The sequence below is a fragment of the Roseobacter sp. S87 genome, assembly GCF_055693285.1.
This window is the reverse complement of the sequence record NZ_JBVFTR010000004.1, coordinates 3319983-3343565: the sequence shown is the minus strand read 5'-3', so window position 1 is coordinate 3343565 and position 23583 is coordinate 3319983. Positions and strand designations below refer to the sequence as shown.

The following is a 23583-nucleotide window of genomic DNA, read 5'->3' as shown; positions in this document are numbered from 1 at the left end:
GAGTTCTCTGCCTATAGCCCAGCGCTGCATATGCCTCAAGCGCAGGTGATTTGAGGCTTTTACCCGGGACTGAGCATTTGTAAGGTCAGCCGAAACCGCCGGGGGGCCCTATGACCGTCACGCCGATGATGGCACAGTATCTCGAGATCAAAGCCGGGTATCCGGACGCTTTGCTGTTTTACCGCATGGGCGATTTCTACGAGATGTTCTTCGATGACGCCGTCGCGGCGGCGGAAGCTCTGGACATTGCGCTTACCAAACGTGGCAAGCATGACGGCGCGGACATTCCCATGTGCGGGGTGCCCGTGCATTCTGCCGAAGGGTACCTGCTGACACTCATTCGAAAAGGATTTCGGGTGGCTGTCTGCGAACAACTCGAAAGCCCCGCGGAAGCCAAGAAAAGAGGCTCTAAATCGGTCGTAAAGCGGGATGTGGTGCGACTGGTGACACCCGGAACGCTGACCGAAGAAAGCCTGCTGGAAGCGCGTCGCCACAACTATCTGGCAGCGTATTCCGAAGTTCGTGACACACAGGCTCTGGCCTGGGTGGACATCTCAACCGGGTCCTTTCACGTGATGCCACTGGATGCACTCCGCCTTGGTCCCGAGCTGGCACGCCTTGCACCCTCGGAGCTCATCGTCGCAGAAACCCGCGAAGAAGATCTGCGTGAAACCACCGGGGAGTTCGGCATCTCGCTGACCGGTCTGGCGCGGTCCGCTTTTGACAGCACAGGTGGGGAAAAGTCGGTCTGTGATCTTTTCGGCGTTGAGACGCTCGACGGTTTCGGCACTTTTACGCGGGCAGAGATCTCGGCAATGGGTGCGGTGATCCAGTATCTGGACATCACCCAAAAGGGGCAGCTGCCGTTGCTGCGTCTGCCTCAAAAGGAGGCTGTCGCCGGAAGTGTTCAGATTGATGCCGCCACACGCCGGAATCTGGAACTGACACATGCTTTGTCCGGTGGTCGGGCGGGATCGCTTCTTTCTGTGGTTGACCGGTCTCTGACCGCCGGCGGTGCCCGCCTGCTGGAACAACGCCTGTCCAGCCCATCGCGGGACCATCAAACGATCCAACGACGTCTGGAAGCCGTTTCTTATCTTCATGAACAAAGCGTTGTGCGCGATGACCTGCGCGATCTGTTGCGCCGTATTCCGGATCTGGACCGGGCCCTGTCCCGCCTTGCTCTGGACCGCGGCGGGCCCCGGGATCTCGCAGCTATCCGCAATGGCCTCACGGTTGCGGAGACACTTCAACACCGGCTGGCTGAGACAGACACAACCGAATTGATTGATCAAAACCTGCGTGACCTGACCGGACATACCGATCTGATCGAAAAACTGGATGCAGCACTGATCGCGGAGCCACCGCTTCTGGCGCGGGATGGTGGGTTCATCGCACCTGGCCACGACGATGGCCTGGACGAAGCGCGGAAACTGCGGGACGAAGGCCGCAGTGTGATTGCTGGCATGCAGCAGCAATACGTCTCTGACACAGGGATTTCGTCTCTGAAAATCAAACACAACAATGTGCTGGGCTATTTTGTCGAGACGCCTTCGACCCACGCGGACAGGATGCTGAACGCCCCACTGTCTGAAACATTTATCCACCGGCAGACCACAGCCAACCAGGTACGTTTTACCACCGTTGAGCTGTCCGGAATGGAAACGAAAATTATCAACGCTGGCGCCCGTGCGCTTGAGATTGAAAAGCGCCTCTTTGAAGTTCTGCGGTCTCAGATCCTGGAGGCCGCGGCGCGCATTTCTCAGACCGCTGGCGCAGTCTCAGAGATCGACATCGCCGCGGGACTTGCTGAGCTGGCGATTTCTGAAAACTGGGCGCGTCCGGTCGTCGACAAAAGCCGGGCCTTTGCCATCAGCGGCGGCAGACACCCGGTCGTAGAAACGGCATTGCGCCAGCAGTCGGGTGCGCCCTTTATTGCCAATGACTGTGATCTCTCTGCCGACGGGGATGACGCCAACATATGGCTCCTGACGGGCCCGAACATGGCCGGTAAATCCACCTTTCTGCGCCAGAACGCTCTGATCGCCATTCTCGCTCAGATGGGCAGTTTTGTACCGGCGACCGCTGCGCATATCGGGATTGTCAGCCAGTTGTTCAGCCGGGTTGGTGCATCCGATGATCTGGCCCGGGGCCGGTCAACCTTTATGGTCGAGATGGTCGAAACAGCAGCGATCCTCAATCAGGCTGATGACCGGGCACTCGTTATCCTTGATGAGATCGGGCGCGGAACCGCCACCTACGATGGTCTCTCTATCGCCTGGGCCACACTGGAACATCTGCACGACGTAAACCGCAGCCGGGCGCTCTTTGCGACGCACTATCACGAAATGACTGCTCTTTCCGGAAAGCTGGACGGTGTTGAAAACGCAACCGTCGCCGTCAAGGAATGGGAAGGCGAGGTCATTTTCCTGCACGAGGTCAGGCAGGGTGCAGCCGACCGGTCCTATGGTGTGCAGGTGGCACAACTTGCCGGATTGCCTGCGCCGGTGATCGCACGGGCACGTGTTGTTCTGGACGCACTGGAAAAAGGGGAACGCGAGGGCGGCGCCACGCAGAAGACACTGATTGATGATCTGCCACTTTTCTCCGCTGCAACATCCCCACCTGTCCCAGCACCGCGAACTTCGGCGGTCGAAGACGCGCTGCAGGACATCCATCCCGATGAACTCACGCCCAGAGAGGCGCTCGATCTGCTTTATAAACTGAAAGAGGCGGCCAAGAACTGACCGCCCCTTCTTCTGGCTGAAAATATCCAGATCCGGTGTTTCAATCTAAAAAACGCCTGATCAGTGTCAGCTGGCTGGTGTCGAGGAAACGCCAACCTGTGCCGGCCGCAGCAGGCGGTCGTGCAGCATAAATCCCTCGGCAGCGACCTGAATGATGTCCCCGGCTTTTGTACCAGGCAGCGGTGCCTCGAACATCGCCTGATGCAGCTTGGGATCAAAACGTTCGCCGACCTCGGGCGCGATAATTTCGATGCCGTGCTTTTTGAAAACACTCAGCAGTTCCCGCATTGTCAGCTCGATGCCCTCGATCAAGGCAGCGTTCGCTTCCTTCTGCTCGTCGGTAACCGTTTCAATGGCGCGCTTCATATTGTCGTAGACCGGCAGAATATCACGGGACAGTTTTGAGCCACCGTAGTTTTCCGCTTCGCGACGGTCACGGTCGGACCGCTTGCGGGAGTTTTCCGCATCCGCAAGCGCACGCATGAAGCGGTCCTTGTATTCATCCCGCTCCGCTTTGACTTGCTCCAGCTCCAGGGCCTCTTCGTCAATCTCTGCCATATCTTCGGCAAAGGCTTCCGCCTCGGCGTCGTCGATGTCGTCCAGGAATTCTTCGTTCTTGGGTTCTGCCATGATCTTACCTCTAACTCCGGTCGGAGATCAGTTTTCCGACCAGCTGCGCCGTGTAATTCACGATCGGCACAATGCGTCCATAATTCAGTCGTGTCGGACCAATGACTCCAACGGCGCCAATGATCTTTCGATCAGCGTTCATATATGGGGAAACCACCAGAGAGGAACCCGAAAGTGAAAAAAGTTTGTTCTCAGAACCAATAAAAATGCGGACACCGTCCCCTTCTTCGGCAAGTTCAAGGAACTCAGCAATGTCCCGCTTGCGTTCCAGGTCGTCAAAGAGATGCCGGATACGCTCCAGGTTTTCACCATCGCCCTCATCACTCAGCAGATTCGATCTGCCCCGAACGATCAGCCGTTCAATCTGATCCCCCTCGCCTTCCCAGACCGCGAGACCGGATTCCACCAGATCCTGCGCCAGCTTATCAATCTCCTGACGCCGGTTGGAAATCTCTGCCTTCATGACGCCATGCAACTCACTCAGCGTCCGTCCCTCGATCAGCGCGTTCAGAAAATTCGCCGCCTCCCGCATAGAGCTCGGGGTCTGACCCGGCGGCGGGGAAAACAGCCGGTTTTCTACGTGGCCGTCTGCAAAGACCAGCACCACAAGAGCCCGGTCCGGTGACAGCGATACAAACTCGATATGTTTGATCGGCGCTTCACGTTTGGGCGTCATCACCAGGGACGCCCCCTGGGTCACACCGGACAAAGCGGAGCCAACACGATCAAGCAGGCCGCTGACATCTTCGGAATTCGAAGCGGCGGTCGCATCGATCTTTTCCCGGTCCAGCGCATCGGGGTCGCCTATTTCCAGCAGTCCGTCGACAAACATCCGCAGCCCCATCTGCGTCGGAATACGCCCCGCACTGACGTGCGGACTGTCCAGCAGACCAAGGTATTCAAGGTCCTGCATAACGTTCCGGATGGTTGCAGCTGAAACCTTTTCGCTGAAGTCGCGCGTCAGGGTGCGGGACCCCACGGGCATACCGTCATCCAGATACCCTTCAACAACCCTGCGGAAGACCTCGCGCGAGCGATCATTCATTTCTCCCAGAATATTCGGCGTATCGTTCATCACGGGTTCCCTGGCTGAAGCGGTATAAAAGCACAACGCGGCGGAAATTCAATCGGGGTTGCATCCCTGGCGTGCGGGCCTGTATCGGGGGGTGCACATTAAAAGGATATGTCATGCGTCCCTCTGGTCGAGAACTGAACGAAATGCGCGCCGTTTCTATTGAGACAGGTTTCACGAAACACGCAGAAGGGTCTGCGCTGATCAAGATGGGTGACACCCATGTTCTGTGTACTGCGACCATCGAAGACCGCGTGCCGCCGTTCATCAAAGGGTCCGGTCTTGGCTGGGTGACGGCCGAATATGGCATGCTGCCCCGTGCAACAAACACGCGCATGCGGCGCGAAGCCGCATCCGGCAAACAGGGCGGACGCACCGTGGAAATCCAGCGGCTGATCGGGCGCTCACTGCGGGCCGGTGTGGACCGCGTGGCTCTGGGCGAACGTCAGATCACCATTGACTGCGATGTCCTGCAGGCCGACGGCGGCACCCGCTGCGCCTCCATCACCGGTGGCTGGGTTGCGCTGAAACTGGCCGTCAACAAACTGATGAAAGCAGGCGATGTGATCAGCGATCCGCTGACCGACCCGGTCGCCGCCATCAGCTGCGGTATCTACGCGGGCCAGCCCGTGCTGGATCTGGACTATCCGGAGGATTCCGAGGCGGGTGTTGATGGCAACTTCATCATGACGGGCAGCAAACAGCTGATTGAAGTGCAGATGAGCGCTGAGGGGTCTGTGTTTTCACGTGATCAGATGAACGCGCTGATGGACCTGGCGGAAAAAGGTGTCGGCGAACTGGTGGCCGCGCAGAAAGCAGCGACTGCATGACACGCAGGTTCGACGGTGACCGCATTCTGATTGCTACGCACAACGCCGGCAAGCTCGACGAAATGCAACAGCTCTTTGCTCCGCATGGGGTTCAGGTGACGGGCGCCGCCGAACTAAACCTCGAAGAACCCGAGGAAACGGAAAGCACATTTGTCGGAAATGCGCGGATCAAGGCGCGCGCCGCAGTCGCCGCCACAGGTCTGCCCGCTTTGGCAGACGATTCCGGGATCGAGGTTGAAGCGCTCGAGAACCGTCCAGGAGTATTTACTGCGGATTGGGCAGAAACACCTGACGGTCGCGATTTCCTGATGGCCATGACGCGGACACACAACGAGCTGGAAAAAGTCGACGCAGCCCACCCCCGCCGTGCCCGATTTCGTGCGACATTGGTTCTGGCATGGCCCGACGGTCACGAAGAGATCTTCGAAGGTAAGGTCAACGGTACGCTGGTCTGGCCCATCCGTGGTGAAACAGGCCACGGCTATGATCCGATGTTCATGCCCGATGGCTATGATATTACTTTCGCTGAGATGGACCCGGACGAAAAGAACCGTGTCAGTCACCGTGCGGATGCGTTCGGAAAACTGATCGACGGCTGTTTTGGCTGAGGATTGGGAAAACGGAGGCTTCGGCCTCTACATTCACTGGCCATTCTGCGAGGCCAAGTGCCCCTACTGCGATTTCAACAGCCATGTGTCCCGCAGGATCGACCAACAGGCGTGGCGTGATGCATATTTGACCGAGCTGAAACGCGTCGCCCATGAAACGCCCGGGCGTGTGCTGCGGTCTGTATTTTTCGGCGGTGGTACACCCAGTCTGATGGATCCACAGACCGTCGCGGACGTCATTGACGAAATCCGCATACTCTGGCCGGTCGCCAACGATCTCGAAATCACGCTGGAGGCCAACCCCGGTTCTGTGGAAGCCGGTCGCTTTAAGGCCTATCGCGATGGTGGGGTGAACCGCATCTCAATGGGTATTCAGGCCCTGAACGACGACGACCTGCGCAAACTGGGGCGAATACATACCGCCGCTGAGGCGATGGCGGCGTTCGATATTGCACGCAACACCTTTGAGCGGGTCAGTTTTGATCTGATTTATGCGCGGCAGGGTCAGTCACTGGCAGACTGGCAGGCTGAACTGACCACGGCGTTGGGTCTGGCTGTGGATCACCTCTCACTTTACCAGCTGACAATCGAACAGGGCACGGCCTTTGGTGATCGGTACAATGCAGGCAAGCTGCGCAATCTGCCGGACGACGATCTGAGTGCTGATCTTTACGCCATGACGCAGGACCTTTGCGGCGAACACGGGATGCCGGCCTATGAGGTGTCAAACCATGCATGTGACGGTGCTCAGTCCAGGCACAACCTGATCTACTGGCGATATGGTGATTATGCCGGGATTGGTCCGGGTGCTCACGGTCGGCTGACACTTGGCGGCAAACGTTTCTCCACCGAAACCTGGTCCAATCCGGATCGATGGCTGAAATCGGTTGCGGATGGCACCAGCGAAAAACCAAGGCACCAGCTGTCTGTTACGGATCAGGCGGAGGAATTTTTGCTGATGGGGCTGCGACTGCGCGAAGGGATTGATCCCGCCCGCTATCAGGCTCTCGCCGGCCGTCCACTCGATCAGCAATCAGTTGCAGATCTGCAAAATCTGGGAATGCTGACAAGCGACAGTGGAAAAATTATTGTTTCAGAACAAGGATTTATGGTTCTTAACGCCATCATCGCACGCCTTGCCGGAGCCTAGGTTCCGCTCAGAATACGACAGAGTTCATCCAGCTCTTCCAGCGTCTTGTAGTGCAGTGTGACCTGACCTGTTTCACCGCCCGGTTTGTGGGTCAGCACCACCTTCATACCCAGCGTTGCAGACAGATCACCCTCCAGTGCTTTCGTATCCGCGTCCTTTTCCACCGGCGCTCTGGCGGCCTTTTTAACTGGCGCCTCGCCGGTCTGTTCCTTCTTGACCAAAGCTTCGGTTGCGCGCACCGACAGGCCACCCTTGATGACCTGGCGCGCAAGAGCCAGCGGATCCTCAGCCCCAAGCAGTGCCCGGGCGTGACCAGCGCTCAACTCATTTGTCCGCACCATCTCCAGCAGCGGTTCCGGCAGGTTCAGCAACCTCAGCAGGTTCGCAATGTGGCTGCGGCTCTTACCCAGCGCCTCCGCCATTTTCTCCTGCGTGTGCCCAAACTGATCCATCAGGCGGCGATACCCCGCCGCTTCTTCGATCGCGTTAAGATCAGCCCGCTGGATGTTTTCAATAATTGCGACTTCAAGAACTTCGGCGTCGGAGAACTCACGCACGATCACCGGCAACTCATGCAGTTGCGCCATCTGTGAAGCGCGCCAGCGTCGTTCGCCCGCGACAATCTCGAAACGGCCATCCGCCATGGCACGCACAATCAGTGGCTGGATGACGCCTTTTTCTTTGATCGAAGCGGCCAGATCATCCAGATCACCCTCCGCAAAACGTTTCCGCGGCTGATCCGGGTTTGGCGTGATCTGCTCAATCGGGACTTTCCTGTCAGCAGCCGAAGGACCTGCACTGGCCCGCTCTTCGGTTTCCGCCACATCTGACATCAGCGCTGAAAGACCACGCCCCAGCCCTCTTTTGCGTTCGGTTCCACCCACCATAACCTGCTCCCTTTAGGCCGCTCTGACCCTGTTCTTATCCAAAACCTCCCGGGCGAGCGCCCGGTATGCCTGCGCCCCTTTGGACGTTGTGTCGTACGTCAGCACCGGCATCGCATAGGACGGCGCCTCACTGACCCGGACGTTCCGGGGAATACGCGTCCGGAAAACCAGCTCGCCAAGATTGTCCCGTGCATCCTGCTCCACCGCGCCAGACAGGTTGTTGCGCTGATCGAACATAGTCAGAACGATACCCTCGATCCGCAGATCCTTGTTCCCGGACTGCCGGACTTCGCGGATAGTGAGCATCAGCTGTGACAGACCTTCCAGCGCAAAGAACTCACTCTGCAGTGGCACCAGAACGGAATGCGCCGCTATCATTGCGTTCACAGTCAGCAGGTTCAGCGATGGCGGACAATCGATGAGGATATAATCCAGCTGGAATTCGTCCATCGGGGTCTGGCGTAACGCATCGTGCAACAGGAAACTGCGCTTTTCGTTAGACATCAGTTCAATGTCAGCCGAGCTCAGGTCCACTGTCGCCGGAACGATCATCAGGTTAGGTGTGACAGTCGGCATAACCACATCATGTAGTGGTATATCGTCCAGAAGAAGGTCATATGTGGTGTATTTGCGATCCTCCACCTCGATACCAAGACCGGTGGACGCGTTGCCCTGCGGATCAAGATCAATCACCAGAACACGCGAGCCTGCCTCTGCAAGCGCTGCTGCAAGATTGATTGTCGTGGTGGTTTTTCCAACGCCGCCCTTCTGGTTTGCTATCGCTATGATTTTGGGACCCTGAGGACGCGACAGATCAGACACGCTTGATTTCCTTTATCTCAAGAACGGCAGCAGCGGGGTTGGATATACTTGTATGTGATACCAGCGAAAATGACCAGGATTCGCGCGCCGCATCAACCTCTTTCTGCCAGGTCTCCCCTTTGAAAAAGAACGCTGTTCCCGCTGGGTCCAGATGACGTTCTGCAAACCCCAGCAACACGCTCAGGTCAGCAAGCGCGCGTGCGGACAGGACATCGGCCTTTTCAGGTTCAGCTGTTTCTATTCTCGCAACCTCGACAGTCGCGTTCAGACCAAGCTCGCGAATGACTGTACGCAGAAAAGCTGATTTCCGCTGGTCGCTCTCAATCATCCGGATGTGGCGCTCCGGACTTGTTTCCAACGACAGAATGGCAACCACCAAGCCGGGGAAGCCGCCACCGCTGCCGATATCCACCCAAATATCTCCTGACCGCGCCAACGGAATTACCTGCGCCGAATCCCATATGTGGCGCTCCCAAAGCAGTGGAACACTGGATTTAGATATCAGGTTGATCCTTGGGTTCCATTTTAGAACAAGATCATGAAACGCGGTGAGCCGCTCAATTGTTTCACGTGAAACATCGAACGGTACAGATGCTTCCCCGGTCATGCAGATTTACGTTTTTTGTCCTGCCGCAACCGCGCAAGGATCAGTGTCAGCGCTGCAGGTGTCATTCCGTCCACCCGCCCAGCCTGTGCAAGGGTTTCAGGTCGTGCTGAAGAAAGCTTGATCTGCAACTCGCGGGAAAGACCTTCCAACTCTTCATAGTCGAATTCGGCAGGGATTTTCTGCGCTTCGTCCTTACGAAGGAGCTCTATATCTTTCTGCTGGCGCTGAATATAGCTGGCATAAAGCGCCTCACGTTCCATCTGCAGCCTTGTTTCCGCATCAATCTGGTCAAATCGCTCATCCAGACCGGAAATAACACCGAAATCCACATCCGGAAACGCGAGCAGTTGCATCGCTGTGCGACGCGATCCATCCTGATTCACTCTGATGCCTGTCTCCGCGGCCTGAGATGGCGTGAAAACGCGGTCTGTCAGTATGCCCCGTGCGCGCTCCAGCTGTTCCCACTTGTCCTCAAAAGCTTTCCGGCGCTCATCCCCCACGCATTCGATACTCAATCCCTTGGGTGTAAGGCGTTGATCAGCATTATCAGCGCGCAGCGAAAGCCGGAATTCAGCACGGGAAGTGAACATACGATAAGGTTCAGTCACGCCCCGCGTTGTGAGGTCGTCTACCATCACGCCGATGTAGCTCTCTGAGCGCGAAAAGCTGACCGGATCCCGGCCAAGTGCAGAATGAGCGGCATTGAGCCCTGCGACGAGCCCCTGCGCGGCAGCTTCCTCATATCCTGTGGTCCCATTTATCTGACCCGCAAGATATAGTCCTGCAATATCTCGGAGTGCCAGTTTCCCGTCCAGCGCACGCGGATCGACATAGTCATATTCGATGGCATAACCCGGCTGAAGAATAACGGCCTCTTCCAGACCGAAGATCGAATGCACATAATCCGCCTGTACCTCTTCGGGCAGAGATGTCGAAATCCCGTTGGGATACACCGTGTTTGTCGTGAGACCTTCTGGTTCGAGGAAAATCTGATGAGATGTCTTGTCCGCAAATCTGACGATCTTATCCTCGATAGACGGACAATACCGCGGGCCAATTCCATCTATGTGCCCACCATACATCGCAGACCTTTCGAGGTTTTTCCGAATGATATCGTGCGTTTTTTCGTTCGTGTGGGTGATGCCACAGGAAACCTGACGTGCGAACACCCCCTTGGAAAGAAAAGAGAAAAGCGTCGGGTCATCATCCCCAGGTTGCTCTTCAAGGGCATCCCAGCGGATCGAATTTCCATCAAGTCTTGGTGGCGTTCCTGTTTTCAGGCGCCCCAGTGGCAAACCAAAAGAATCTATCCGCTCTGCCAACCGAACCGACGCTTTATCCCCCATACGCCCGCCGGACCGGGAAACGTCACCGATGTGAATCACGCCACGCAGGAAAGTACCTGTTGTCAAAACAACTGACTTTGCTGCAATTTCTGATCCATCCTGAAGCAGGACACCAATCACCCGATCCCCGGACATCTGAAAATCGGTGACCTCGCCAACGATGATATCGAGATTTTGCCGGGACTTTGTTTCCCTGAGCATCTCCCGCTGGTAAATTTCGCGATCTGACTGCGCCCGTGGACCCTGCACCGCCGGTCCTTTGCGCCGGTTAAGTAACCTGAACTGAATACCGGCCTTATCCGCAACACGTCCCATGACCCCGTCAAGTGCATCGATTTCGCGCACCAGATGGCCTTTACCCAGTCCGCCAATAGCCGGATTGCAGGACATAACCCCAATTCCCGCTTCCGACATGGTTACCAGCGCCGTCGCGGCACCGACACGCGCTGCGGCATGTGCTGCTTCCGCGCCTGCGTGCCCACCGCCAATCACCAGAACATCGAATTGTTTCACGTGAAACACTCCATCACTTGCCGAGGCAGAAGCTCGCAAAAATCTCGTCGAGCAGGTTTTCTACATCTATGCGTCCGACCAGTGTTTCCAATGCTCGAATCGCCGATCTCAGTTCTTCTGCCGCTATATCATAGCTGCCTGCCCCCAGCGAAAGTACCTGAGACACTTCCTGCAGATTCCGCTGCGCATTCATCATTGCCGCCCGATGCCGTTCATGGGTTGCAAGACCAGCTGAAGCGCTCTGATCAGTCAGCGTATTTTGTATACGGGCGATCAACTCCGCTACACCCTGTCCCGTGACTCCGGAAATACCGTTTTTCTCATCGCCTGAGAGATCGGATTTCGGCGACAAGACAATATCCTCCGCTGTCGGCTTTAAGGGAAGCTGGTCTTCTGACGTCGCAAGAAAAACCCGCAGATCGGCCTGCGCCGCCCGCTGCACTGCCCGTTCAATTCCAATAGATTCAACAACATCCTCACTGTCCCGCAATCCCGCTGTGTCCAGAAAAGTGACCGGAAGACCATTCAGATCCATCCGCACTTCAATGACATCGCGCGTGGTTCCTGCGATTTCTGACGTGATTGCGGCGTCGCGCCCGGCCAGACGGTTCAGGAGTGTTGATTTACCTGCATTCGGCGGTCCGACAATCGCAACTTCAAACCCTGTCCTGATCCGCTCGGCAACATAGGACCCGGAGATTTCTGCCTCAAGCTCTTCCTGGACATCCTGCAGCAGCAACGACACCTCAGGCGTTACATCAACCGGCACTTCTTCGTCGGCGAAGTCGATGGTAGCTTCAAGAAGGGATGCGGCCCGGATCAGACTGGATCGCCACGCATCTACCTTGTCCCCAAGAGCTCCGCTCAATACACGAAGAGCCTGCCGCCTCTGGGCTTCTGTTTCGGAATCAATCAGATCCGCCAGCCCTTCGACCTGAGCCAGATCCAAGCGTCCGTTTTCCATGGCCTGGCGCGTGAATTCTCCGGGTTCCGCCAGACGCAAACCATCTGCCGCTGAAAGGGCCCGCAACACCGCCTGGACAACCGCTGTACTTCCGTGGGTATGAAACTCGACAATATCCTCTCCGGTAAAACTCTCCGGACTTTTGAATGTCAGAACCAGCGCTTCATCGAGAAGCGTACCGCGCTCGTCTTTCAACCTGCGCAGGCCGGCCTGTCGTGCCGCAGGTAAATCGCCTGCCAGAACACCAGCGGCATGCCACGCGACGGGCCCGGAAATCCTGATAACAGAAACCCCGGCCCGGCCCGAAGCTGTTGCCTGGGCAAATATCGTATCCATAGTACTAACCCACTGTTTTAAAACAATAAGTTACGTATTCATTGAATCAAAGAACTCTGAATTGCTCTTGGTCTGCTTCAGCTTGGACAACAGGAACTCAATGGCATCTGTTGTGCCCATCGGGTTCAGAATCCGGCGCAGAACAAAGGTCTTCTGAAGGTCGACTTTATCAACCAGCAGGTCCTCTTTCCGTGTACCGGATTTGAGAATGTCCATCGCCGGGAAGACACGTTTGTCTGCAACCTTACGGTCCAGAACAATCTCGGAGTTACCTGTGCCTTTGAATTCTTCAAAGATCACTTCATCCATCCGGCTGCCTGTATCGATGAGCGCTGTCGCAATGATGGTCAGCGACCCTCCCTCTTCGATATTCCGCGCCGCACCAAAGAAACGTTTGGGCCGCTGAAGAGCATTCGCATCGACACCACCGGTCAGAACTTTACCTGACGACGGTACCACGGTGTTGAATGCACGACCCAGACGCGTGATGGAATCGAGCAGGATGACAACATCACGTTTGTGCTCGACCAGACGTTTGGCTTTTTCGATCACCATTTCCGATACAGCCACGTGCCGTGTGGCCGGCTCATCAAAGGTTGACGAGATGACTTCTCCTTTGACGGACCGCTGCATGTCCGTGACCTCTTCGGGCCGTTCGTCAATCAGCAGAACGATCAGGTAGCATTCCGGATGGTTCTTTTCGATAGACGCCGCAATATTCTGCAGCAGAACCGTCTTACCCGTGCGCGGAGGCGCTGTGATCAGCGAACGCTGACCCTTACCAATCGGCGCGACCAGATCGATGATGCGGGATGACCGGTCCTTTACGGTCGGATCATCCGTTTCCATGGTCAGACGCTCATCCGGGTAGAGCGGCGTCAGGTTTTCGAAAGCAACCTTGTGACGGGCTTTTTCCGGGTCCTCAAAATTGATCTGCGTGACATCCAGAAGGCCAAAGTACCGCTCGTTCTCGTCAGGTGCTTTGATGACACCCTCAATGGTGTCCCCCGTCCGCAGAGAATATTTGCGGATCATTTCCGGCGAAACATAGATGTCATCCGGGCCCGGCAGATAGTTCGCCTCGGGCGAGCGCAGAAATCCGAATCCATCCTGCAGGACCTCAAGAACACCGTCACCAGAGATTTCCCAACCCTCGTCCGCACGTTCGCGGAGGATCTGGAACATCATCTCGCCCTTACGCATGGTCGAGGCGTTTTCGATTTCCAGGTCCTCGGCCATTGCCAGTAGATCCTTCGGGCTCTTCCGCTTCAGGTCCGCCAGATTCAGCGTCTCAAGGGGACCATCCTGGACCGGTGTGTCGTTGTTCTCTGATGTCATGAAATCACCTGTCACCGCACCCGGGGTATCCCTCGTGCGGCATGTCATTCTGAATGTACGGTCTGCGCCATCCCCGGACGGGGTGGTAGGTTTCACATAAAGAGAGCGATGCGCTGAGTCAATCGCGTCAGAACCGGACAACGACCGACAGAACAATCAACACCATGAGCACCGTTGGTACTTCGTTCATCATCCGGTAGTGCCGGCCGGTCATCCGATTCTCGCTCCGCAGAAAATCCTTGCGGCGCAGGCCAAGCCAGTGATGAAACCAGGTCATACCCAAAACACCACCTGCCTTGGTCCAGGGCCAGATTTCATCCCAGCTGACGATGCCCGGGGTGAACACCATACAAAGACCAAAGATCCAGGTCGCGATCATCGCGGGGTTCATAATCGCCCGCAGCAACCGTCGTTCCATCGTCTGAAACATTTCATGGGTCGATCCGCTCTGGCCTACCTGTTCAGCGTGATAGACAAAAAGTCTGGGCAGATAGAACAATCCGGCCATCCATGCGATCACAGACATAATGTGAAACGCTTTGATCCAGGGATAGTACAGGAACAGGATGTTTGACACCGGGAACTCCAATCTGACAATCTCTTATTAATTAATAAAGAAAGAGAAAAGGATGATGATATTGTAGTGTCACGATTTTCTGTGGATTATCGGTTTCTACCGACGGTTCTGAACAGGTGGAAAAAACAGCCGGAGAAACAGCCAGATCACCGGGAAAAGAATTTATCTGTTTTTTATCAGATACATGAACATCAGAATTCGCCATTTCCCGCGGATAAAGATGTGGATATCGGGGTGGAAACACCGTTATACACAGCCATCATTTTATCCTTTCCAGGGGTGTAGTAAAATCCTGGCAAACCACTGAAAACGGCCGCCTGTGGGAAGAAACGTGCGTGGACTTTTCTGCCCGGTTCATAAGTCTTAAAATACCCTTAACACTGCACACAGGCTTTTCCACATGTCCTCCACATTCATCCTGGCTTCCGGTTCAGAAATCCGCTCGGAACTGCTGACCCGAGCCGGGGTCAAGCACCAGATCGTTCCGGCACGTATCGATGAAGCAATGGTACGCGATTCCCTGCTCGCAGAGGAAGCCCGCCCACGCGATGTTGCTGACACGCTGGCTGAACTCAAGGCGCGCAAGGTCAGTGAAAAACACCCGGACGCTCTGGTTCTCGGCTGCGATCAGGTACTGGATCATGGCGGTGTCATACTGTCCAAGCCCCGATCGCCTGAAGAGGCAGAAGAACAGCTCAGATCGATGCGCAGCGGACGACACATGTTGCTGTCGGCTGCTGTGGTCTGTGAAAATGGCAAACCCATCTGGCGCCATGTCGGACAGGTCCGCCTGCATATGCGGGACGCATCAGATGCCTACATTCAGGATTACGTCGCGCGAAACTGGGACAGCATCCGGCACGCGGTTGGTGCCTATAAACTCGAAGAAGAAGGTGTGCGTCTCTTCACCCGCATCGAAGGAGACTATTTCAATGTCCTCGGTCTGCCATTACTGGAACTGTTGTCGTGGCTGACACTGAGAGGGGATTTACAGAAATGAGCGCACAGAAAATACCGCTGGCGGGCGTCCTAGGATCACCCATTGCGCATTCCCGTTCCCCGCAATTACACGGCCACTGGCTGAAAAAATATGAAATCCCGGGGTTTTACATCCCGATGGACGTTTCCCCTGGCAACCTGGAACAGGTGTTGCGCACTCTGCCGCAGGCGGGTTTCAGAGGGGTCAATGTGACTATTCCTCATAAAGAACAGGCGCTTGAGATCGCAGATACTGTTTCTGACCGCGCAAAACGGATTGGCGCGGCAAATACACTGACCTTCTTGCCCGACGGCAGCATCAAAGCCGACAATACGGATGGTTATGGATTTCTGACCAATCTTCAGCAGGGAGCGCCTGACTGGAAACCTGCTTCTGGTCCGGCTGTGATTCTTGGTGCCGGCGGTGCCGCGCGCGCTGTTATTGTTGCCCTGCTGGATGCCGGTGTCCCCGAAATCCGGCTGAGCAACCGTACGAAATCACGGGCGGAGCAATTGCGTGCAGATTTTGGCGATCAGGTCGTGGTCACTACCTGGGGGATACGTCCGCTGATCTTCAGGGCGCGGCGTTGCTGGTGAACACCACATCGCTCGGGATGGTCGGAAAACCGCCGCTTGATCTGGAAATTGGAGGTATTGATCCTGGCACGATTGTCACTGATCTCGTTTACACGCCGCTCGAAACCGATCTTCTGAAAAAAACTGCGGCCCTCGGATGCAGTACGGTCGATGGTGTGGGGATGCTGTTGCATCAGGCCGCGCCGGGATTCTCCAGATGGTTCGGAAAAGATCCGGTCGTTGACCAGGACCTTCGGAATGCTGTTCTCGGATGACCCACGTCATCGCGCTCACCGGTTCAATCGGCATGGGAAAAACAACAACCGCACGGATGTTCGCAGACGAGGGGTGTGAAATCTGGGACGCAGATGCCGCTGTCCACCGTCTGTATGGCCAAACGGGTGCGGCTGTCGGCCCCATGTCAGAACTCTTTCCAGGCGCGGTCATCGATGGAGCCGTTTCACGTGAAAAACTGCGGGACATCATCTCCGAAGATCCCGCGGCACTTGCAAAAATCGAGGCCATCGTTCATCCGCTGGTCGCTTCGGACCGACAGTCTTTCCTCGAAAATACCGGGGCTGACATCGTCGTTCTCGATATTCCGCTGCTGTTCGAAACTGGTGGGGAAGGTGTTGCCGACACCATCGTATGTGTTTCTGTTTCAGACGAAGAGCAGGAGAACAGGGTTCTGGCGCGGGGAACGATGACCCGTGATCAGTTTCTGGCGATCCGGGCAAAACAGATGCCCGCAGCCGACAAAAGAGCAAAGTCAGATTACGTAGTGACCACAGATACGATTGAACACGCACGCGCACAGGTGCAGAATATTGTCAGTCAGATCAGAAAGGCATCCGATCATGCGTGAGGTCGTGCTCGACACCGAAACAACAGGGTTTGATCCGGAGACCGGAGACCGGATCGTTGAAATCGGTGCGGTTGAGCTGATGGGTCATATGGCGACGGGCCGGACCTACCATCAATATATCAATCCGGAACGCGAAATGCCCGAAGAGGCGTTTCAGGTGCACGGACTGGGGGATGAATTTCTGCGCGACAAGCCGAAGTTTGCAGAGATTGGTCAGGCCTTCCTTGATTTCATCGGCGATGCGAAGCTGGTCATCCACAACGCAGCCTTCGACATCAAGTTCCTCAATGCTGAACTGAAATGGATGAACCTGCCTCAGATCCCCTGGGAACAGGCTATTGATACGCTGGCCATTGCGCGCAAGCGGTTTCCGGGCTCGCCTGCTTCGCTGGATGCGCTGTGCCGCAGGTTCGGTATCGACAACTCGTCACGGACACTGCACGGCGCTTTGCTGGACAGTGAAATTCTGGCGGAAGTGTATCTGGAACTGATCGGCGGCCGGCAGCCGGACTTCGCATTGTCGACGGCAACCCGGGCTTCTGCGGGAGACGCCGGGCCAGAATGGACGCCCCGGCCCCGGCCAAAACCGCTCCCGTCGCGCCTGACTGAAGCGGAAGCCGCCGCCCATGCCGAATTTGTGGCAAAGCTGGGCGACGACGCTTTGTGGTCAAAAACCTGACTTACGCGTCAGCTTTCACAGTTTCCGCTGCCTGACGCCGCGCCAGTTCGTTGCGGTAGAGGGACAGGAAGTCGATGTTTTCCAGGTTCAGCGGCGGGAAGCCACCGTCACGCGTGATGTCACTGACGATCCGCCGCAGGAACGGGAAGATCATGCGCGGGCATTCGATCAGCAGGAACGGGTGCAGCTGGTCTTCGGGCACATTCTCGATATGGAAAATACCGGCGTATTCGATCTCCAGGACAAAGAGCGTTGTGTCGCCTTCTTTGGCTTTGGACGTGATGTTCAGTTTGATTACGGATCTCGTACTGGTTTTCCGCACCGCGCTTTTTACCATCCAGGTTGACCTGCACCTGCACATCCGGCGTGGTGTCTGCCGGAGCACCTTTCTGCGCCATGATGTTCTCAAAGGACATGTCCCGGATGTACTGACCAAGCACGCGCATCTGCGGTGCCTGTGCCTGGGGCTGTTGTCCGTTCGGTTGAGCCTGCGCTTCTTCGTCTGCCATTGGGTACTCCTGAGCGAATAAAAAATCAGGGCACGCTTAACAGCTTGGGTTTATGATCTCAATGGTCCGTCCAGCCGGACGGTTTACGGATCTTTTCGGCGTCCGTTGGTACTTCGGAATACTCGCCGTCAATGATATCCCCGGCACCCGGCGGGTTGCGGTCTGGGTGTCTGCCCGGGTGTCCCGCGCCCGGATCCGTTCCCGCACTGAACGTCTGCACGTTGATCCGTTTGCGCACTGCATGAAACACCGATGTCCTGAACCCGGGGATCAGCAGCAAAAAACCGATCGCGTCGGTGAAAAACCCGGGCGTCAGAAGCAACGCGCCGGAAAACAGGATCATCGCGCCATGCACCAGTGGCTCGGTGGGGTCCTGCATTTCTGAGAAAGACGCACGCAACTGTGACATCGCGAGCGCGCCCTGGTTACGCACCAGAAATGTTCCCAGAATCGCAGTCAGAACGACTGTGACCAGCGTCCAGCCAAGGCCTATTGCACCGCCAATCTGGATAAAAAGCGTGATCTCAATCAGCGGTACAGCCAGAAAGGCGACAAACAACCACATATTGATCCTTCCTTTCGGGGGTCCGACGGTGGACTTGACCGTGTCCCGCACCTACATAAGTGCTCTGTATAACTGTTTCCACACGTTCCCCGCATGAGGTTCCTATGAATTCGCCCCTGATACAGCTTCTGGTTCTGGCCGGCATCGCTGTTTTTCTGATTTTGCGACTGAAAAGCGTGCTGGGAACACGCGAAGGGTTTGAGCAGCCGCCGGCGCAGGCGCCTGCCCAGGGCCGCAGCGAACGCGCCCATGACTTTGAGGTGATTGAAGGCGGTCCTGATCTGGATATCACAGATCACGTGGATGAAGACAGCGATGCTGCAAAAGCGCTTGCTGATATGAAACGCTTGGAGCCTTCTTTCAGTGTCACGGAATTCCTCGGCGGCGCGCGCGGCGCTTATGAGATGATCGTCATGGGGTACGAAAACGGCGATCTTGACGATATCCAGCCTTTCATTGCCGAAGAGATCTATGAATCCTTCGTGGAAGGTGTTGCCGCACGGGAAGACCAGGGTCTGACCATCGAGGCGAACTTCATCGGTGTGCGCGAGCTCAAACTGATGGATGCCACCCTTGATCCTGACACGAACGAGGCTGAGCTGACCATCCGCTTTATCGGTGAGCTGACATCTGCCGTACGCAACAGCGAAGGCGAGATCGTCGAAGGCAGCACCACAGAAGTGAAGCGGCAGAAAGACACCTGGTCCTTTGCCAGGTCGATGGGCTCGGATGATCCGAATTGGCAGCTCGTATCCACAGACGCCTGACGTCGGCAGCGGCGGCAATCTGGTTAGGGGCGGCTGCTTTGGCTGATCCCCTTTCACACGACGTGCACGCCGAAGTTCTGACCTTTGATGATCTTGATGGCTGGGCCGCGGACGATCATGCCGCGGCCTTCGAGGTTTTTCGCTCCACCTGCGGTGATATGGACGATCCCGACTGGAGAGCTGTTTGCGCGTTTGCGACCAGCAACCCCGATCCGCGCCATTTCTTTGAACTTCTGTTCCGTCCCGTGCTGATCACCGATGGGGACGATGGTCTGTTCACCGGTTATTTTGAACCCGAGCTCAGCGGGTCCCGGTATCCGACCGGGACATACCGCTATCCGGTGTACGCAATGCCGCCCGAAGCGCGCGACGTAGACCAGTGGTATTCGCGCCGCGAACTTCTGGAGACAGACAAGCTCGCGGGGCGCGGGTTGGAAATTGCCTGGGTGGACGATCCGGTGGAACTGTTCTTTCTGCAGATCCAGGGATCAGGCCGGATCACTTTACCGGATGGGGGTAAGGTCCGAGTGGGCTATGGTGGTGCGAACGGTCATCCTTACAGATCTATAGGTGCGGAACTCGTGCGGCGCGGCGTGTTCCAGCCACATCAGGTCAGTGCGACAGTCATCCGGAACTGGGTACGCAAAAACCCAGCGGCGGGCAAAGAGCTTCTTTTCCACAATCCGTCTTATGTTTTCTTCCGTGAAGTCAGCCGTGTTCCCGCTGATAAGGGACCACTTGGTGCGATGAACCGGTCCGTGACACCGTTGCGGTCTGTTGCGGTTGACCCTGCGTTTATTCCGCTGGGCGCGCCGGTCTGGATTGAAAAAGACGGCGCCGGTCCGATGCGCCGCCTGATGATTGCCCAGGATACGGGATCAGCGATCAAGGGCGCGCAGCGGGCAGACGTCTTTTTTGGCACCGGTGATGCGGCGGGTCGTGCGGCGGGGCAACTGAAAGACCCCGGCCGGATGCTGGTCCTGCTGCCCATTCAGCGTGCCTGGGCTATGGCACCGGAGAGCGGGTTGTGAGCCGCCGGAAACTCGGCCCTGACGAAATCGCGCTCTGGAAAAAAGTCACGGAAAGAACCGAGCCTCTGGGCAAACAGGAAACCTTCGATCCCGAGGCTTTTACACCCGCGCCGAAACCAGCACCGGTCTCGGCTCTGACACCCACCCGAACGGTACGACCGGATCAGCCACCCAAACCGCCTGCCCGCCAGGTCAGCTATGACTTGGCACCTTCGCTGCCGGAGAGAATCCGTAAATCTCCGGTTCAGATGGACCAGAAAACCTTTTCCCGCATGTCGCGCGGCAAACTGAAACCCGAAGGCCGTATTGACCTGCACGGTATGACACTGGATCGCGCGCATACAGCGCTCAGCCGTTTTATTTTGGCATCGCATGGATCGGGAAAGCGTCTTGTTCTGGTGATCACGGGCAAGGGAAAACACCGCGATGACGGCGGGCCGATCCCGGTAAGGTTCGGGGTGTTGCGGCATCAGGTGCCGCAATGGTTGTCCGCGCCACCGCTGGCAATGATGGTTCTGCAGGTGTCAGAAGCACATATCAGTCACGGCGGTGGTGGTGCCTATTATGTTTATCTCAGGCGGATGCGCTGAGGGGCAGATCACGCTGGTATCTTAGAATACCGAGCCCGGCCAGGACCGCACCCCCGAAGTAGAAAAACGAAATCGGGACCATCTGGTCCGGAAAACTGATCCCCCAGTCAATGAACAGGCCGGTGATGCCCGGACCGATGGCTGAGCCAAACACCATCAGTGCTGTTGCGGCTGCTTTGATCGCGCCCAGATGCCGGGTTCCGTAAAATACCGCCCAGAAGGCTGTGGTGGCGGTACCCTGCATGCCCTGCCCGATACCAAATATCACCAGCCCGACACCGGCACCGGAAATCGTATCTGCGCCGGCCAGTATCAGAAAGCCGACACCAAAAGGGACCATCTGGAACGGGACCACCCATTTCACGCCGAACCGGTCAACGGCCCACCCGGTGATGAAGGTAAAGCCAATTACTGCCAGCGTATAAGCCGGCATCAGGGCCACATAGGAGGTAAGGTTCCAGCCTTTCACCTCGGTCAGGTGAACCTGCTGGAAAAACAACGCGGTTCCCCAGGCGGATGGCCCCAGCACCAGCGGCACGAGAAAATAGAAAAGCGGATGGCGCAGCAGGTCTGTCCGTGTCCAGTGCCTGTCCATCATCCCAAGGCTTTGTGTGTCGTCTGCCATGGATTGTGGCGTTCTTTCCTGGCGCAGTAAGACCTGCATCACAGGAATGGCCAGCAGCACACAGACAGCAGCAAGACCCCAGAGCCAGCGCCAGTCGATGGTCACCATCAGACCCACAAAGATAATGGGCAGAATGGCCTGTCCTGCCGCAAACCCCATGGACGCCAGCGAAATGGCGCGTCCGCGTGTAGCGGTGAACCAGCGCGACATGGCAACCGCACCCAGCTGCGACATCATCCCCTGACCCATCAGCCGCAGTGCGTAGACGACGAACACCAGTAAGACGGCCGATTGCACAGTGGCCATCGCGATGCAGGCAAATGTCAGCAGAACCATGACCCAGAATGACAGCCCGCGTACCCGGAACCGGTCCGTGAGTGCTCCGGCCCAGATCATAGTGACAGCGGACAGGGTTGTACCGATCGTGTAGATCCCGCCCCACTGCCCGTCGGTCAGAACAAAGGCCTCCTTGATCTGTCCTGCGAAGAGCGAAATGAAATAGGTCTGACCGAACGACGACGTAAAGCACAGCAGGAAGCCTGCCAGCAGAAACAGCCGGTTATCGATCAGAAAGCGCAGGTATCCCATGGATCACCTGTCGCAGGCATCCGGGAAAATTGGAAGCGTTAAAGCACGTAGCGGCTGATGTCGGTGGACTTCGTCAGTTCGCCCAGGTTTTCCTCGACGAAGGCTGCGTTCACGACGATTTCTTCGCCTGCCCGGTCCGGCGCGGAGAAAGACAGCTCCTCAAAAACGCGTTCCATCACGGTGTAGAGACGCCGCGCGCCAATATTCTCGACCGACTGGTTCACATCCGCGGCAATCTTTGCGAGCGCTGCAATCCCGTCAGGCTCAAAGGATACATTTACAGATTCCGTGCCCATCAGAGCGGTGTACTGCAGGGTCAGCGCGTTGTCTGTTTCCGTCAGAATGCGCACAAAATCCTCTTCGGTCAGAGCGCGCAACTCGACGCGGATCGGCAGACGCCCCTGAAGTTCCGGCAACAGGTCCGAAGGTTTCGCGATATGAAAGGCGCCAGATGCAATGAACAGGACATGATCTGTTTTGACGGGGCCATGTTTTGTGCTGACGGTTGTGCCTTCGATCAGAGGCAGCAGATCACGCTGGACCCCTTCCCGGCTGACATCACCACCGCGCGCGTCCGACCGGGCACAGACTTTGTCGATCTCATCCAGAAATACGATGCCGTTTTCCTCGACAGCCTCAATGGCGGCGCGCGTGACCGTTTCATCATCAAGGAGCTTGTCGGCCTCTTCGCCGATCAGCACTTCGTAACTCTGTGCGACAGTCATCTTTTTGCGGGTGGTCCTGCCGCCGAGCGCTTTGCCGAAAAGATCGCCGATATTCATCATGCCGCCGCCCATGTTCGGCTGACCCGGAATATCCATCATCCCGCCAAAAGGGTTGGAGTTGTCCGCCAAATCCAACTCAATCTCCGTATCGTCCAGCTCACCCGCTTTCAGTTTTTTGCGGAACATTTCCCGCGTGCTTTCGCGGGCGTCTGTCCCCGCGATGGCTTCGATCACGCGGTCTTCGGCGGCCTGGCGGGCGCTGGCCTTTACATCGTCACGCATGTGGTCACGCACCATGCTGATGGCACTGTCCACCAGATCACGGATGATCTGTTCCACGTCACGGCCGACATATCCGACTTCGGTGAACTTTGTGGCTTCTACCTTGAGAAACGGCGCGCGGGCCAGTTTGGCCAGCCTGCGGCTGATCTCCGTTTTGCCAACCCCCGTTGGCCCGATCATCAGGATGTTCTTGGGATAAACCTCATCCCGCAGATCATCGGTCAGCTGCTTGCGCCGCCAGCGATTCCGCAGGGCAACGGCAACAGCGCGTTTGGCATCCTTCTGCCCGATGATGAAACGGTCGAGTTCTGAAACAATCTGCTGGGGGGTAAGGTCGGTCAAAGCGGTGTCCTGAGGTCTGTTTGTTACAACGGAT

Annotated in this window: 22 protein-coding genes and 2 pseudogenes; 11 read left to right on the top strand and 13 right to left on the bottom strand. The window is 56.7% G+C overall.

Translation table 11 applies throughout. From position 1 onward, the window contains the following. Positions 1-110 precede the first annotated feature (110 nt). Positions 111-2747 (top strand): DNA mismatch repair protein MutS, encoded by a 2637-nt coding sequence (gene mutS / locus ACZ1HA_RS17380; protein WP_472714789.1) that lies wholly within the window; start codon positions 111-113, stop codon positions 2745-2747. Positions 2748-2813: 66 nt separating this feature from the next. Here the strand turns inward: mutS and ACZ1HA_RS17375 are convergent, their stop codons facing one another. Together ACZ1HA_RS17375 and hrcA are read right to left on the bottom strand one after the other, a co-directional pair. Next, positions 2814-3377 carry a nucleotide exchange factor GrpE gene (locus ACZ1HA_RS17375; RefSeq protein WP_472714788.1) on the bottom strand — a complete coding sequence of 188 codons (564 nt, stop codon included), beginning with the start codon at positions 3375-3377 and terminating at the stop codon, positions 2814-2816. 10 nt (positions 3378-3387) lie between these two features. Continuing rightward, positions 3388-4452 carry a heat-inducible transcriptional repressor HrcA gene (gene hrcA, locus ACZ1HA_RS17370; protein ID WP_472714787.1) on the bottom strand — a complete coding sequence of 355 codons (1065 nt, stop codon included), beginning with the start codon at positions 4450-4452 and terminating at the stop codon, positions 3388-3390. Between the two features lie 113 nt (positions 4453-4565). Here hrcA and rph point away from each other — a divergent pair, with 113 nt between their 5' ends. The 3 genes from rph to hemW are packed head-to-tail and all read left to right on the top strand — an operon-like array spanning position 4566 to position 7037. Next, the gene (gene rph, locus ACZ1HA_RS17365; RefSeq protein WP_300033028.1) at positions 4566-5279 is read left to right on the top strand and encodes a ribonuclease PH; all 714 of its coding nucleotides are present in this window, start codon (positions 4566-4568) and stop codon (positions 5277-5279) included. Next, the gene (gene rdgB, locus ACZ1HA_RS17360; protein ID WP_472714786.1) at positions 5276-5887 is read left to right on the top strand and encodes an RdgB/HAM1 family non-canonical purine NTP pyrophosphatase; all 612 of its coding nucleotides are present in this window, start codon (positions 5276-5278) and stop codon (positions 5885-5887) included. Before rph ends, rdgB begins: the two co-directional genes overlap by 4 nt. After that, positions 5880-7037 (top strand): radical SAM family heme chaperone HemW, encoded by a 1158-nt coding sequence (hemW, locus tag ACZ1HA_RS17355; RefSeq protein WP_472714785.1) that lies wholly within the window; start codon positions 5880-5882, stop codon positions 7035-7037. Before rdgB ends, hemW begins: the two co-directional genes overlap by 8 nt. Here hemW and ACZ1HA_RS17350 read toward each other — a convergent pair. The 7 genes from ACZ1HA_RS17350 to hemJ form a co-directional block, all read right to left on the bottom strand. Next, on the bottom strand, positions 7034-7924 hold the full coding sequence (locus ACZ1HA_RS17350) for a ParB/RepB/Spo0J family partition protein (RefSeq protein ID WP_472714784.1): 891 nt from the start codon (positions 7922-7924) through the stop codon (positions 7034-7036). The genes hemW and ACZ1HA_RS17350 overlap by 4 nt on opposite strands. Before the next feature lie 12 nt (positions 7925-7936). Then, positions 7937-8746 carry a ParA family protein gene (locus tag ACZ1HA_RS17345; protein ID WP_472714783.1) on the bottom strand — a complete coding sequence of 270 codons (810 nt, stop codon included), beginning with the start codon at positions 8744-8746 and terminating at the stop codon, positions 7937-7939. After that, positions 8739-9353 carry a 16S rRNA (guanine(527)-N(7))-methyltransferase RsmG gene (gene rsmG, locus ACZ1HA_RS17340; RefSeq protein WP_472714782.1) on the bottom strand — a complete coding sequence of 205 codons (615 nt, stop codon included), beginning with the start codon at positions 9351-9353 and terminating at the stop codon, positions 8739-8741. The genes ACZ1HA_RS17345 and rsmG overlap by 8 nt, the downstream gene beginning before the upstream one ends. Beyond that, entirely contained in the window at positions 9350-11221 is a 1872-nt protein-coding gene (gene mnmG, locus ACZ1HA_RS17335) for a tRNA uridine-5-carboxymethylaminomethyl(34) synthesis enzyme MnmG (RefSeq protein WP_472714781.1), read from the bottom strand. Before mnmG ends, rsmG begins: the two co-directional genes overlap by 4 nt. A gap of 4 nt (positions 11222-11225) precedes the next feature. Further along, on the bottom strand, positions 11226-12512 hold the full coding sequence (gene mnmE, locus ACZ1HA_RS17330; protein WP_472714780.1) for a tRNA uridine-5-carboxymethylaminomethyl(34) synthesis GTPase MnmE: 1287 nt from the start codon (positions 12510-12512) through the stop codon (positions 11226-11228). 30 nt (positions 12513-12542) lie between these two features. Next, entirely contained in the window at positions 12543-13850 is a 1308-nt protein-coding gene (gene rho / locus ACZ1HA_RS17325; RefSeq protein ID WP_436398389.1) for a transcription termination factor Rho, read from the bottom strand. A gap of 127 nt (positions 13851-13977) precedes the next feature. Next, complete coding sequence (hemJ, locus tag ACZ1HA_RS17320; protein ID WP_472714779.1) at positions 13978-14427, bottom strand: protoporphyrinogen oxidase HemJ; 450 nt, start codon at positions 14425-14427, stop codon at positions 13978-13980. 400 nt (positions 14428-14827) lie between these two features. Between hemJ and ACZ1HA_RS17315 the strand changes: the two genes are divergently transcribed. The 4 genes and pseudogenes from ACZ1HA_RS17315 to dnaQ all read left to right on the top strand — a co-directional run bounded on the left by ACZ1HA_RS17315 (position 14828) and on the right by dnaQ (position 17525). After that, on the top strand, positions 14828-15427 hold the full coding sequence (locus ACZ1HA_RS17315; RefSeq protein ID WP_472714778.1) for a Maf family protein: 600 nt from the start codon (positions 14828-14830) through the stop codon (positions 15425-15427). Next, positions 15424-16256: pseudogene (locus ACZ1HA_RS17310) on the top strand (shikimate dehydrogenase). Before ACZ1HA_RS17315 ends, ACZ1HA_RS17310 begins: the two are co-directional and overlap by 4 nt. Continuing rightward, entirely contained in the window at positions 16253-16846 is a 594-nt protein-coding gene (coaE, locus tag ACZ1HA_RS17305) for a dephospho-CoA kinase (RefSeq protein ID WP_472714777.1), read from the top strand. Before ACZ1HA_RS17310 ends, coaE begins: the two are co-directional and overlap by 4 nt. Then, complete coding sequence (gene dnaQ, locus ACZ1HA_RS17300) at positions 16839-17525, top strand: DNA polymerase III subunit epsilon (RefSeq protein WP_472714776.1); 687 nt, start codon at positions 16839-16841, stop codon at positions 17523-17525. The genes coaE and dnaQ overlap by 8 nt, the downstream gene beginning before the upstream one ends. Position 17526: 1 nt before the next feature. Here the strand turns inward: dnaQ and secB are convergent. After that, positions 17527-18034, bottom strand: a pseudogene (secB, locus tag ACZ1HA_RS17295) (protein-export chaperone SecB). 58 nt (positions 18035-18092) lie between these two features. Next, positions 18093-18599 carry an FxsA family protein gene (locus tag ACZ1HA_RS17290; RefSeq protein ID WP_472714775.1) on the bottom strand — a complete coding sequence of 169 codons (507 nt, stop codon included), beginning with the start codon at positions 18597-18599 and terminating at the stop codon, positions 18093-18095. A gap of 104 nt (positions 18600-18703) precedes the next feature. On the opposite strand from ACZ1HA_RS17290, the gene ACZ1HA_RS17285 reads away from it, so the two are divergent. From ACZ1HA_RS17285 to ACZ1HA_RS17275, 3 genes are read left to right on the top strand one after another with little or no spacing between them, the layout of a single operon-like run. After that, positions 18704-19366, top strand: coding sequence for a Tim44/TimA family putative adaptor protein (locus ACZ1HA_RS17285; protein ID WP_375229443.1), 663 nt, complete (start codon positions 18704-18706; stop codon positions 19364-19366). 38 nt (positions 19367-19404) lie between these two features. Next, complete coding sequence (gene mltA, locus ACZ1HA_RS17280) at positions 19405-20397, top strand: murein transglycosylase A (RefSeq protein WP_472714774.1); 993 nt, start codon at positions 19405-19407, stop codon at positions 20395-20397. Beyond that, complete coding sequence (locus ACZ1HA_RS17275; protein ID WP_472714773.1) at positions 20394-20987, top strand: Smr/MutS family protein; 594 nt, start codon at positions 20394-20396, stop codon at positions 20985-20987. Before mltA ends, ACZ1HA_RS17275 begins: the two co-directional genes overlap by 4 nt. Here the strand turns inward: ACZ1HA_RS17275 and ACZ1HA_RS17270 are convergent. Both ACZ1HA_RS17270 and hslU read right to left on the bottom strand, forming a co-directional pair. Next, positions 20971-22200: an MFS transporter gene (locus ACZ1HA_RS17270; RefSeq protein ID WP_472714772.1), complete on the bottom strand. Its 1230-nt coding sequence runs from the start codon at positions 22198-22200 to the stop codon at positions 20971-20973. The genes ACZ1HA_RS17275 and ACZ1HA_RS17270 overlap by 17 nt on opposite strands. Positions 22201-22238: 38 nt before the next feature. Continuing rightward, positions 22239-23549 (bottom strand): ATP-dependent protease ATPase subunit HslU, encoded by a 1311-nt coding sequence (gene hslU / locus ACZ1HA_RS17265; RefSeq protein WP_472714771.1) that lies wholly within the window; start codon positions 23547-23549, stop codon positions 22239-22241. Positions 23550-23583: the final 34 nt, after the last annotated feature.

What these genes read in the sequence shown, in the direction of transcription:
- mutS (WP_472714789.1), top strand. Translation starts at nt 111, where the DNA reads ATGACCGTCACGCCGATGATGGCACAGTATCTCGAGATCAAAGCCGGG.
- ACZ1HA_RS17270 (WP_472714772.1), bottom strand. Translation starts at nt 22,200, where the DNA reads ATGGGATACCTGCGCTTTCTGATCGATAACCGGCTGTTTCTGCTGGCA.
- rph (WP_300033028.1), top strand. Translation starts at nt 4,566, where the DNA reads ATGCGTCCCTCTGGTCGAGAACTGAACGAAATGCGCGCCGTTTCTATT.
- ACZ1HA_RS17285 (WP_375229443.1), top strand. Translation starts at nt 18,704, where the DNA reads ATGAATTCGCCCCTGATACAGCTTCTGGTTCTGGCCGGCATCGCTGTT.
- rho (WP_436398389.1), bottom strand. Translation starts at nt 13,850, where the DNA reads ATGACATCAGAGAACAACGACACACCGGTCCAGGATGGTCCCCTTGAG.
- rsmG (WP_472714782.1), bottom strand. Translation starts at nt 9,353, where the DNA reads ATGACCGGGGAAGCATCTGTACCGTTCGATGTTTCACGTGAAACAATT.
- mnmE (WP_472714780.1), bottom strand. Translation starts at nt 12,512, where the DNA reads ATGGATACGATATTTGCCCAGGCAACAGCTTCGGGCCGGGCCGGGGTT.
- ACZ1HA_RS17350 (WP_472714784.1), bottom strand. Translation starts at nt 7,924, where the DNA reads ATGGTGGGTGGAACCGAACGCAAAAGAGGGCTGGGGCGTGGTCTTTCA.
- ACZ1HA_RS17375 (WP_472714788.1), bottom strand. Translation starts at nt 3,377, where the DNA reads ATGGCAGAACCCAAGAACGAAGAATTCCTGGACGACATCGACGACGCC.
- ACZ1HA_RS17315 (WP_472714778.1), top strand. Translation starts at nt 14,828, where the DNA reads ATGTCCTCCACATTCATCCTGGCTTCCGGTTCAGAAATCCGCTCGGAA.
- ACZ1HA_RS17290 (WP_472714775.1), bottom strand. Translation starts at nt 18,599, where the DNA reads ATGTGGTTGTTTGTCGCCTTTCTGGCTGTACCGCTGATTGAGATCACG.
- dnaQ (WP_472714776.1), top strand. Translation starts at nt 16,839, where the DNA reads ATGCGTGAGGTCGTGCTCGACACCGAAACAACAGGGTTTGATCCGGAG.
- rdgB (WP_472714786.1), top strand. Translation starts at nt 5,276, where the DNA reads ATGACACGCAGGTTCGACGGTGACCGCATTCTGATTGCTACGCACAAC.
- hrcA (WP_472714787.1), bottom strand. Translation starts at nt 4,452, where the DNA reads ATGAACGATACGCCGAATATTCTGGGAGAAATGAATGATCGCTCGCGC.
- coaE (WP_472714777.1), top strand. Translation starts at nt 16,253, where the DNA reads ATGACCCACGTCATCGCGCTCACCGGTTCAATCGGCATGGGAAAAACA.